Source organism: Lysinibacillus sp. NPDC097279 (assembly GCF_044761745.1).
GTDB lineage: Bacteria > Bacillota > Bacilli > Bacillales_A > Planococcaceae > Lysinibacillus.
Map to the genome: position 1 here is coordinate 217,568 of NZ_JBIWDA010000002.1, position 12,059 is coordinate 229,626.

Sequence of the window (12,059 nt, forward strand, 5' to 3'; positions counted from 1 at the left end):
TGTATATATGCCCAATCAATTTGTAGGGGAAAAATTGATTGGGTGTTTTAATCCTCTAAATATCTGAATATTTAATATAATGACAACATATGGAAATGGGGAAACACTTTGAGCAAAGGGGAACAACAGCATAATAATGTATTGAAACGCTCTATGAAGAGTCGACATTTATTGATGCTATCACTAGGTGGAGTGATTGGGACAGGGTTATTTTTAAATGTAGGTTATACAATCAATCAAGCAGGCCCTGGTGGCGCATTAATTGGCTATTTGTTTGGCGGTTTTATTTTATATATGGTGATGAACTGTTTAGGAGAATTGGCAGTGTACATGCCTGTAACAGGCTCTTTCCAAACATATGCAACACGTTTTATTAGTCCCTCAGCAGGCTTTTCTTTAGGATGGATGTACTTTGTAGGATCTGCCGCCACCGCAGGGGTGGAGTTTACCGCAGCAGGGATATTAATGCAACATTGGTTCCCGAATGTACCTATTTGGATATGGTGTGCGGTCTTCATGGTGCTTTTGTTTACATTAAACGCCTTAACAACGAAAGGTTTTGCAGAGGCAGAGTTCTGGTTTGCGAGCATTAAAGTAGTTGCCGTAATTGCCTTTATTATTATTGGTGCCGCTGCAATATTTGGCTGGATCCCTCTGGCTGATCGTCCAGCTCCGCATTTAACAAATTTAGCACCGACAGGATTATTCCCTGCTGGTATCGCGATTATTTTTGTAACGATGATGAATGTTATTTTCTCTTATCAAGGCTCCGAGCTGGTAGGTATAGCTGCTGGTGAAACAGAAAATCCAGAGAAAAACATTCCAAGAGCAATACGGACAATCCTTTTTAGAATCATTGTATTTTATATTGCTTCAATTATTGTGCTTTCTGCGATTTTCCCATCATCTGAGCTTGGGCTACTGGAAAGTCCATTTGTAACATTGATGAAAATTGCTGGTGTACCATATGCAGCTGGCATAATGAACTTCGTTATTTTGACAGCAATATTATCTGTAGGAAATTCATGCCTTTATGCATCAACACGTTTACTATGGTCGATGTCAAAAGAAGGAATGGCTCCAAAATACTTTGGACGTTTAACAAAAAACAAGGTGCCATTAAATGCGCTTATTTTCACTATGCTATTCTCACTTTTATCTTTATTAACAAGTGTTATGGAAGCAGATGCAGTATTTGTGTTGCTCATGTCGATTGCGGGAATTTCGGTAACGATTTCTTGGATGGGTATTGCGATGTCCCAATTAATGTTCCGATATCGTTATGTTAAAGGGGGAGGCAATGTGGCAGATTTGAAATTTAAAACGCCACTATACCCGTTAATTCCACTATTTTGTATTGTCTTTTGTATCATTATTCTCGTGTTTTTAGCGTTCGATCCAACACAACGAATCGGTTTACTATACGGTATAGGGTTCTTTGTAGCTTGTCTGCTATTTTATAAGCTGAAATTGAGTAAAGTTAGTACAGTTTCTTCAGAAATTGAGGAGACGGCAAAAATAAATTCATAATGAAATGCTCCTGAATAGGAAAAGCATTTATCGAATAAAGGAGATTTTAAATATGAGTAAATATTTATGGAATACACCGAAAAATCTTCGGGCATTATTATGTGAAATTGTTAGCTGGGAAAGCAGAACATTAACACCAGGCGAAAATGAATTTGCCTATAAATTAAGAGACACATTGCAAACGCTTTCTTATTTTCAAGACAATCCTAACTATATAGAACTACATGATGCAGGGCTAGGTCGCCATGCAGTAACAGCATTGTACAAGCATCCGACGGCAACAGAAACGGTAGTGCTTATTAGTCACTTTGATACTGTTCATACGGAGGAATATGGAGAGCTTGAGCCATTTGCTTGTCGCCCAGAAGAATTAACGAGCAAGCTAATGGAGCCAAAATATAAAAAAGATTTACCAGAAGCGGCAAGAATAGATTTAGAATCGGGCAATTATTTATTTGGTCGTGGAACAATGGATATGAAAATGGGACTTGCATTGCATATGCAATTGATAGAGAAAGCAAGTATTGAACAATGGCCTATCAATCTTATTTTAACAGCTGTACCAGATGAAGAAGTGAACTCAGCTGGTATGCGTGCAGCAGTAGTTGAGCTAGTCAGACTACGTGAACAATATGGGTTAACCTATAAGTTATTTTTAAATAGTGAGCCATCGTTCTCGCAAGGACCTTCGGATATAAATGAATATATTTATTCGGGTACGATAGGAAAAATTATGCCAGCTGCTTTATTTTATGGGAAAGAAACGCATGTAGGTGAACCGTTAAAAGGCATGACAGCCAACTATATTGCATCCTATATGACGCAGCATATGGAATGGAATCCAGTGTTCAGTGAAACGGATTTAGGCGAAAGCACACCACTCCCTGTATCATTACAATTAAAAGATTTAAAAATGGAGTATTCGACACAAACACCATATCGTGCAGCTGCGCTTTACAATGTATTTTTGTTGAAGCGTACAGCAACAGAGGTAATGGAAATTTTTGAACAAGTCGCATTGGAGGCAATGGCCGCTTGTAACACGCAATATAATAAAATTTGTGCGCGTGAAAAAGTGCAAGGTGTTGGTGAAGTAAGAGTACTTCGATACGAAACAGTGTTAGAGCATGCTATAAATAAACTTGGTGCTGTAGAAGTGAACCACATTAAAAAGCAAGTTATAGAAAATACATCGTGGGATGATCGTGAAAAATCGATTCGTATTGTCGATCAATTAATGATTCGATGTCAGGAGCTAACACCAGCAACTGTGCTGTTGTATGCACCACCATATTATCCTGCAATCAATTCATCAGATCATCCGCTAGTGAAGGAATCTATCGAATTAATGAAGAAAACAGCTAAAACGTTTGATATTGAAATTGAGCAAATTCACTATTTCAATGGTATTTGTGATTTAAGTTATGTAAATTACACAGATGACTCAAACGGTTGGACTGCCTTTGAGCGAAACACGCCTGTTTATGGTGATACGTATAGTATTCCATTTGAAGCGATGGCTGACTTGCAAGGACCAGTGCTAAATGTTGGCCCATTCGGCAAAGACGCACATCAAAAGACGGAACGGTTACATGTGGATAGCGCATTTAAAGAAATGCCTGTTATGATTGAAACATTAATTAAAAGCTTATATTGACCATTTGATCCACAAAGCATAGATGGCACTGCCAGGCACTCAAACAATTTACGCCTAAAGCTGATGTATAATTACATCAGCTTTTTTTATGCTTGGAAAAGATATTCGATGAATAGTAGTTTGAATAGGTTTCGACAGAATAACTTCAGGCAAAGCTAGAGGCAAGAGTAGATAAAAATAAGTTCAAAACAAATAGTGTGAACGATGAAGATTGGAATGAATCGCTAAAAACGTTGACACAAAGCGCTTTCAAGGCAACTTAGGTTGCCTAATGTATACCCAAAGTGGTACAATAGAATTTAGTCAAAAAGAGCCAAGGGGGCATTTCTATGTCAATTGAATTAAATAACGAATTCGGCCAAATTGATATTTCAACTGATGTACTAGCACAGATTGCTGGTGGCGCTGCTATAGAATGCTACGGTATTGTTGGCATGGCATCAAAACATCAAATTCGTGATGGTCTAACTGATATTTTACGTAAAGAGAACTTTGCAAAAGGTGTTGTAATTCGACAACAAGAAGAAGATTTACATATTGATATGTACATTATTGTTAGTTACGGGACTAAAATTTCGGAAGTTGCTTATCAAGTACAATCGAAAGTGAAATATACAGTAGATAAAACATTAGGTATGAGCGTAAAATCTGTCAATATCTTTGTGCAGGGCGTTCGTGTAGCGAATGAGTAAGAGGAGGAACAAAATCGAATGCAGTCTTTAGACGGATTAAAATTTGCTGAAATGGTGCAAATGGGTGCCCATCACCTATATCAAAATGCAAATTATGTAGATTCTTTAAATGTATTTCCAGTACCAGATGGGGATACAGGGACAAACATGAACTTATCGATGACATCTGGTGCAAAAGAAACTGAACTACAAGCATCAGAACATATTGGTAAAACGGCACAAGCTTTATCTAAAGGGTTACTAATGGGCGCACGTGGGAATTCGGGTGTAATTTTATCACAACTTTTCCGAGGTTTTGGAAAATTTGTGGAAAAAGATGCAACGGTTGATGCAAAAGCTTTCGCTGGTGCATTTCAAGCGGGTGTAGATACTGCTTATAAAGCGGTGATGAAGCCAGTTGAAGGAACAATTTTAACGGTTGCGCGTGAAGCAGCAAAAAAAGGTGTTGAAGTTGCTGAAAGTGAAAACGATATCATCGCTGTAATGGAAGCATTTACTGAAGAAGCAAAGGCTTCACTACAGCGTACACCTGACCTTTTACCTGTCTTAAAAGAAGTGGGTGTAGTAGATAGTGGCGGTCAAGGATTGCTATTTGTTTATGAAGGTTTTTTAGCTTCTTTAAAGGGAGAGCCTTTACCGAAAAAAAATGATGCAACATTAGACGATTTAATTAATGCAGAACATCATAGAGCACAAGATTTTATGAATACAGCTGATATTGAATTTGGCTATTGTACGGAAATTATGGTTCGTTTGGAAGAAGGAAAAGAGCCATTTAGTGAGGAGCAATTCCGTAATGAATTAAATCCACTAGGCGATTCTTTACTTGTTATTTCAGATGAAGAAATTGCTAAAGTGCATATTCATTCAGAGCAACCAGGCGCAGTTTTAGCGATGGGGCAAAAATACGGAAGCCTTATTAAAATTAAAGTTGATAATATGCGCGAGCAACATTCGGCTATTGTTGGTGAAGATCACAAAGCATCTACTCCAGCGAAAAAAGCTGAGAAGCATCCATATGCCATTGTAACGATTGCGATGGGAGAAGGTGTAGCTGAATTGTTACGCTCAATCGGCGCTTCTTATGTTATTGAAGGCGGCCAAACGATGAATCCTTCAACTGAAGACATTGTGAAAGCTGTTCAGGAAATTGGCGCAGAAAAAGTACTCATTTTACCGAACAATAAAAATATTGTAATGGCAGCAGAACAAGCTGTAGAACTATTGGATATCGAAGCAGCAGTTGTAGCAACAAAAACTATTCCTCAAGGAATGGCAGCCATTCTTTCATTTAATCCAGAAGCGACTGTTGAGAACAACCAAGCAACAATGACAGAAGGATTTGCTCATGTAAAAACAGGCCAAGTAACTTATGCAGTGCGTGATACGTCTATCGATGGCGTAGAAATTCATAAAGACGATTTTATGGCACTTGCTGAAGGGAAAATTGTGCTATCTACACCAGCATTAAAAGATGCTGCTGAGAAAGTAATTACGGATTTAGTAGATGCGAATACTGAAATCGTTACGGTTATTTATGGAGCAGATACTTCTGAAGAAAATGCCTCTGAATTAATCCAATTTATCGAAAACAACTATCCAGATGTAGAAGTGGAGTTATTTAACGGTAAACAAGGATTATACCCATATATTATTTCAGTAGAATAATGTATGGTGATTGAGTAAACAAGTAGGCGAAGCAGTGCACAATGTGTGTACTGCTTTTGTTTATGGTAAAAGGAATACAACATGTAGAAAATTGCTTGAATGGAACAAAATAGATAGTTTTATGTATTTCTACAGAGGACAGTTGTTTTGAAAATACTGGGATATCAGCATGTTGGAAAGAGTGTGTTTATAGAATGGACAAAGAAGAAATAATATAAATACGTTATAAATTATAGTCGTGTTAATTTTCTGAAAGTTGATAAAGTAGTGCTTTACTTTTATAGTAACTATCAAGCATGATATAAGTAAATTATAAATTATTATACGAATAGAATAGAGGGGTGTGCTTGTATGAAGTTTACATCGGTTTTTGATATTATTGGACCCGTTATGATTGGTCCATCTTCTTCTCATACAGCAGGTGCAGCGCGTATTGGACGTGTAGCAAGAGATTTATTTGGTAGACAACCGAAATGGGTGAAAATTCATCTTTATGGATCATTTGCTGAAACGTATAGAGGGCATGGGACAGATGTAGCGATAATTGGTGGTCTATTAGATTTTGATACATTTGATGAACGAATAAAAACGGCATTTGAACATGCTGAAAAAGCTGGATTGGAATATGAGTTTATTCCAGAAACAGCGAATACAGAGCATCCGAACACAGCTAGACTAGTGTTTGGTGATGATGAAGGAGAAATGTCTATTGTCGGCATTTCAATTGGTGGCGGAAAAATTGAAGTAAGCGAGGTCAATGGCTTCAAACTTCGTTTAACAGGTGGTATGCCAGCCATTCTTGTTGTTCACGATGATCGTGCTGGCTGTATTGCTAATGTTGCGAATTGCTTAGCGATGCACAATGTCAATATTGGGCATATGGAGGTTTCCCGTATTGAACGTGGTTTAACGGCACTCATGGTCATTGAGATTGATCAAAATATTGAGGAAAAAGTACTTCAGCAAATTTCATTAATACCACATATTACGAAAGTGTCGAGAATTAATAACTAGGGGGGTGTCTCTATGGAAGTGTTATTCCATAATGTACGTGAGCTTGTGGAACGAGCAGAACAGGAAGAAAAGCTAATTTCTGAGCTTATGATTGAGCAGGAAATGTTAATAAGTGGACGAACTCGAGAAGAAATTATGCAACAGATGGACCAAAACTTAACGGTGATGGAGGAAGCGGTTGAGCGAGGCTTAAAAGGTGTGCAGTCTGTAACTGGCTTAACGGGTGGAGACGCCGTACTAATACAAAATTATATTGCACAAGGTAAATCACTATCAGGCGATTTATTATTAGATGCTGTTAGTAAAGCCGTAGCAACGAATGAAGTAAACGCTGCAATGGGTACAATTTGTGCAACGCCTACAGCGGGTTCAGCGGGAGTTGTGCCAGGTACTTTATTTGCGGTGAAAAATAAGCTAAATCCAACGCGTGAACAAATGATTCGATATTTATTTACTTCAGGTGCATTTGGCTTTGTTGTAGCAAATAATGCTTCCATTTCAGGTGCGGCTGGTGGATGTCAGGCGGAAGTTGGGTCAGCTGCTGGTATGGCTGCGGCTGCAATCGTGGAGATGGCAGGTGGTACGCCACAGCAATGTTCAGAAGCATTCGCTATTACATTGAAAAATATGCTTGGCCTTGTTTGTGATCCAGTAGCTGGATTAGTTGAAGTGCCTTGTGTTAAACGAAATGCGATGGGTGCAGCAAACTCACTTGTTGCAGCAGATATGGCGCTAGCAGGTGTAACGAGTCGTATTCCGTGCGATGAAGTTATTGGTGCGATGTATCGTATTGGTCAGTCGATGAGCCCGAATTTAAAGGAAACAGCACGTGGTGGCTTAGCAGCAACGCCGACAGGTAAAGCAATCAGCAATGCTATTCTTAATAATGGTGATCTACAAAGTATACTAAAAGCGAAATTAGCAGTAGAGTAAGGCTTAAAAATGATTGAAAAGAGGAAGTGTTAGATTGATTGCAATAATCAATCTAACACTTTTTTTGTTATAGATAAAATTTAGCAGAGAGCACTCTGTGGGTGGCGGACATCATGAATCGCCGGTAACCCTGAAGAAATCGCCGATAGAAGTCCATGAATCGCCAGTAACCCCGAAGAAATCGCCGATAGAAGTCCGTGAATCGCCGGTAACCCTGAAGAAATCGCCGATAGAAGCCTAGTCAATCGACTTTTTAGTTCGCTATCGACAATTATTTTCGTTTGCATTCAAAATAATATGTATTTGTGACATTTTTGTAAATTTTTAAAATGACTTCGCCACCGATTTCATAACATCGAGAACTCGCTGTATTTATTTCTTTCGTATGAAAGTAACTTGTTGCATGTACTAAAAAGGAAATGCCGAGCAAAAGTATAGCGACTAGCCACATAATGCTATTAAGATGCGTTTTTATAGTCAAAGTCATATGAACCTCCCTGTAATTAGAATTATTTCCTACACTATTATTAATTATATTTCCAATATTAACTATTTATGATTTAATTTTCAAATAAACGACAGTGTACCGCCATTTCCTAGTCATTGGGACGACACGAATTAAAAGTTTTATGATAAAGTTGACAAGAGAAGTGCTGTATATAGGCAATATAATACTAACAATCTATAAAAGATAACGAGGATTTGAATAGAAGGGAGGTAGGCTCTTTTGAGTAACAAAAGTTTAAGTATATGCTCGATGACAGCAATAGTATGCGAATTGGCGTTATTTGAAGGGGCTGATATGAAAGGTGACTGAATTAACCAGTCCTGTCTCTGAATTAAAAGGAGTTGGGAAAGAAACTGCTGCGCATTTAGAAACATTAGGTATTGAGACGATACACGATTTGTTGTGGACTTTCCCGCATCGACATGAAGATTTTCGCTTAAAGGATTTAGCACAAACACCTCATAATGAGCGTGTTACTGTTGAATGTAAAGTAGAACGTGAGCCGACAGTGTTATTTTTAGGACGAAATAAATCTCGCTTGCAAGTGACAGTACTCGCTGGCCGTCACCTTGTAAAGGTAGTGTTTTTCAATCAGAACTATTTAAAGCAAAAGCTAATACCAGGTACTATTGTGACAGTGACGGGGAAATGGGATAGAGGCAGACAAGTAATTAATGGTACGACGGTCACATTTGGTCCGAAAATAGACCAAGTAGATTTTGAACCTGTTTATAGTCTCAAAGGTTTAATTCCGCAAAAACGTTTTCGCAAATATATACGACAAGTGTTAGATCATTTTGGCGCGGAATTACCTGATGCAATTCCGCAACATTTGCAAGCAGCTTATAAGCTTGTCTCAATTCGCGATGGTCTTGAAGGTATTCATTTTCCGCAAGATGCTGAACACGCTAAACAAGCAAGAAGACGATTTGCTTATGAAGAATTATTAAACTTTCAACTTCGTATTCAAGCGTTACGAAAAATACGTAAGGATAATGAACGTGGGACAATTATACAATTTGACTTGCAAAAGGTACGGGCATTTATCGCTTCACTACCATACGAATTAACAGGAGCACAAAAACGTGTTGTTAATGAAATTTGTAAGGATTTAAAAGAACCGCATCGGATGAATCGTTTGCTACAAGGGGATGTTGGTTCGGGAAAAACGGTAGTTGCGGCAATTTGTTTATATGCCGCTGTGACTGCAGGGTTTCAAGGAGCGTTAATGGCACCAACTGAAATTTTAGCCGAACAACATGCGGAAAACTTACTTGCTTGGTTCGAGCCATTTGGTGTCCGTGTAGCGTTATTGTCGGGCTCAACAAAAACAAAAGAGCGACGTCTATTATTAGCTGCACTTGCAGCTGGTGAAATAGATATTGTAATAGGAACACATGCACTTATACAGCCAGATGTAATTTTTAATAGACTAGGCTTTGTTATAACGGACGAACAGCATCGCTTTGGCGTAGAACAACGGAGAATTTTACGTGATAAAGGGGAAAACCCTGATGTGCTCTTTATGACTGCTACGCCTATCCCTCGAACACTTTCGATTACAGCCTTTGGCGAAATGGATGTTTCGTTGATTGATGAAATGCCAGCGGGGCGTAAGGAAATTGAAACACATTGGATGAAAAAAGAACAACTTGGTTCTGTGTTGTCCAAATTAGAGCTAGAGCTTCAAGCGGGTAGACAGGCCTATGCTATTTGTCCATTAATCGAAGAATCGGATAAATTGGATGTCCAAAACGCAGTGGAAATTTATGAGCAGCTCGCATCGTATTTTAATGGGCGCTATAAAGTTGGTTTAATGCATGGTCGCTTACCAGCGGATGAAAAAGATGCTGTGATGCGTGACTTTAGTGAAGGAGAAATACAAGTTTTAGTATCTACGACAGTTGTTGAAGTCGGAGTAAATGTGCCGAATGCAACGTTTATGGTTGTATACGATGCAGAACGCTTTGGACTAGCACAGCTACATCAGCTGCGAGGTCGTGTAGGGCGTGGTGAGCACCAATCTTACTGTGTGTTAATCGCTGATCCTAAATCTGATGAAGGTAAAGAGCGGATGCAGTCTATGACTGAAACAAATGATGGCTTCCGACTTGCAGAAAAAGATTTAGAGCTACGTGGACCAGGTGATTTCTTTGGACGGAAGCAAAGTGGCTTACCTGACTTTAAAGTTGCGGATTTAGTACATGATTATAGGACGCTTGAGACGGCGCGAAAAGATGCAACTGAAATGATTGAAACAGAGGCGTTTTGGCATGATGAAACGTATCAATTTTTACGTGATATGCTTGAAAAGTCTGGTGTTCTGCAAGGTGAACGTTTTGATTAGTATAATTACGTGTTGTACGGCAAGGAATGCGAGTGCTTGTTTTTGAAAACAAGTCTTGCATTCTTTTTTTATACTCTATATACTGATATTAGTACCAAGTGCTAATAACAACTCAAAAGGTGGCGAATGACGTTGAGACGAACGAAAAAAGAGCGACAGCGATTATTATCTGAAACGATTGCGGAAAACCCATTCGTCACAGATGAACAATTAGCGTCGGAGTTTCAGGTAAGTGTACAAACAATTCGTTTAGATCGCATGGAACTAGCAATTCCAGAATTGCGCGAACGAATTAAAGATGTAGCTTCGAAAACATATGAAAATGAAGTAAAATCATTACCGATTGATGAAGTCATCGGTGAAATTATTGATATAGAACTAGATAATCGTGCAATATCTATATTTGATGTAAAAGAAGAGCATGTATTTCAGCGCAATGGCATCGCGCGTGGACATCATTTATTTGCACAGGCAAACTCATTAGCTGTAGCGGTTATAGATGATGAGCTTGCTTTAACAGTGCACTCTAATATTACATTTGTGAAACCTGTTAAAGCAGGAAATCGTGTTATAACTAAGGCGGTCGTTGTCGGAAGAGATGATGAACGCCATCGTACAAAAGTTGAGATTATATCGACTGTGAATGGTGAAACTGTTTTTGTTGGTGAATTTGATATGTACCGCACGAAAGGTAAGGGTGAATAACTATGAAATTAGCGCTTGATGGAATGGGTGGCGACAATGCACCGAAATCAGTAGTGGAAGGTGCATTATTAGCATTAGAACAAATTCCAAATTTGGAAATACAATTATATGGACAGCAAGAAAAGCTCGACCCATTTTTAAAAATGCACGATCGCTTAACAGTTATCCACTGTGAAGAAGTGGTTGAAGGGACAGATGATCCTGCACGTGCTGTACGACGTAAGAAGGATTCATCAATGGCGAAAATGATGGATGCGGTTGAAGAAGGTACAGCAGACGCTTGCCTTTCAGCTGGCAATACAGGCGCACTAATGGCAGGTGGTTTGTTTAAAGTAGGTCGTATCGAAGGAATTGCGCGACCAGCTTTAGCAACGACATTACCGACGCTTGATGGTAAAGGCTTTTTAATGCTCGACCTAGGGGCCAATGCGGACGCACGACCAGAGCATTTACTGCAGTATGCAATTATGGGTGATATTTACGCTAAAAAAGTAGGCGGTCTACAAAAGCCTCGTATTGGATTGTTAAATATCGGGACTGAAGATAAAAAAGGAAATGATTTAACGAAGGCTGCTTTTGAATTACTAAAAGAAGCCGACTTAAATTTTGTCGGCAATGTCGAAGCGCGTGATTTACTCGATGGGGTTGCTGATGTTGTTGTAACAGATGGATTTACGGGCAATATGGTGCTAAAGTCGATTGAGGGAACAGCTGGCGCATTGTTTAAGATGTTAAAAGAGGCATTTATGTCTTCTACAAAAACAAAAATTTCAGCAGCACTTATGAAGAATAATTTACGTGACTTGAAAAATAAAATGGACTACACAGAGTATGGCGGGGCAGGTTTGTTTGGTTTGCAAGCGCCTGTTATTAAAGCGCATGGATCATCGAATGCTAAAGCAATCTTTAGTGCAATACGTCAAGCGAATACGATGGTAGAGCATACGGTTATTTCAACGATAACAGATACAGTACGTCACTTAGAAATTGACTAACAAAGGGGAT

The 12,059-nt window shown here is 38.9% G+C and carries 10 protein-coding genes; 9 read left to right on the forward strand and 1 reads right to left on the reverse strand.

Features of this window, described 5'->3' with window-relative positions; translation table 11 throughout:
• Positions 1-153 precede the first annotated feature (153 nt).
• From ACIQ1H_RS11130 to sdaAA, 6 genes are all read left to right on the forward strand, one after another.
• Entirely contained in the window at positions 154-1,530 is a 1,377-nt protein-coding gene (locus tag ACIQ1H_RS11130; RefSeq protein ID WP_402889485.1) for an amino acid permease, read from the forward strand.
• Between the two features lie 52 nt (positions 1,531-1,582).
• Positions 1,583-3,187, forward strand: a complete 1,605-nt coding sequence (locus ACIQ1H_RS11135) for a M20/M25/M40 family metallo-hydrolase (RefSeq protein ID WP_402888820.1) — start codon at positions 1,583-1,585, stop codon at positions 3,185-3,187.
• A gap of 329 nt (positions 3,188-3,516) precedes the next feature.
• Complete coding sequence (locus ACIQ1H_RS11140; protein ID WP_024362072.1) at positions 3,517-3,879, forward strand: Asp23/Gls24 family envelope stress response protein; 363 nt, start codon at positions 3,517-3,519, stop codon at positions 3,877-3,879.
• Positions 3,880-3,897: 18 nt separating this feature from the next.
• On the forward strand, positions 3,898-5,547 hold the full coding sequence (locus ACIQ1H_RS11145; RefSeq protein ID WP_402888822.1) for a DAK2 domain-containing protein: 1,650 nt from the start codon (positions 3,898-3,900) through the stop codon (positions 5,545-5,547).
• A gap of 351 nt (positions 5,548-5,898) precedes the next feature.
• Positions 5,899-6,561 carry an L-serine ammonia-lyase, iron-sulfur-dependent subunit beta gene (gene sdaAB / locus ACIQ1H_RS11150; RefSeq protein WP_173477792.1) on the forward strand — a complete coding sequence of 221 codons (663 nt, stop codon included), beginning with the start codon at positions 5,899-5,901 and terminating at the stop codon, positions 6,559-6,561.
• 12 nt (positions 6,562-6,573) lie between these two features.
• Positions 6,574-7,494 carry an L-serine ammonia-lyase, iron-sulfur-dependent, subunit alpha gene (gene sdaAA / locus ACIQ1H_RS11155; RefSeq protein ID WP_173477791.1) on the forward strand — a complete coding sequence of 307 codons (921 nt, stop codon included), beginning with the start codon at positions 6,574-6,576 and terminating at the stop codon, positions 7,492-7,494.
• Between the two features lie 271 nt (positions 7,495-7,765).
• On the opposite strand, the gene ACIQ1H_RS11160 is transcribed toward sdaAA, so the two are convergent.
• On the reverse strand, positions 7,766-7,981 hold the full coding sequence (locus ACIQ1H_RS11160; RefSeq protein ID WP_402888825.1) for a hypothetical protein: 216 nt from the start codon (positions 7,979-7,981) through the stop codon (positions 7,766-7,768).
• A 322-nt stretch (positions 7,982-8,303) separates the two neighbouring features.
• On the opposite strand from ACIQ1H_RS11160, the gene recG reads away from it, so the two are divergent.
• From recG to plsX, 3 genes are all read left to right on the forward strand, one after another.
• A complete protein-coding gene (recG, locus tag ACIQ1H_RS11165; protein ID WP_402888827.1) occupies positions 8,304-10,349 on the forward strand; it encodes an ATP-dependent DNA helicase RecG in 2,046 nt (681 codons plus the stop codon).
• A gap of 132 nt (positions 10,350-10,481) precedes the next feature.
• Positions 10,482-11,054 carry a transcription factor FapR gene (gene fapR, locus ACIQ1H_RS11170; RefSeq protein WP_173477788.1) on the forward strand — a complete coding sequence of 191 codons (573 nt, stop codon included), beginning with the start codon at positions 10,482-10,484 and terminating at the stop codon, positions 11,052-11,054.
• Positions 11,055-11,056: 2 nt separating this feature from the next.
• Positions 11,057-12,049: a phosphate acyltransferase PlsX gene (gene plsX / locus ACIQ1H_RS11175; protein ID WP_173477787.1), complete on the forward strand. Its 993-nt coding sequence runs from the start codon at positions 11,057-11,059 to the stop codon at positions 12,047-12,049.
• Positions 12,050-12,059 lie beyond the last annotated feature (10 nt).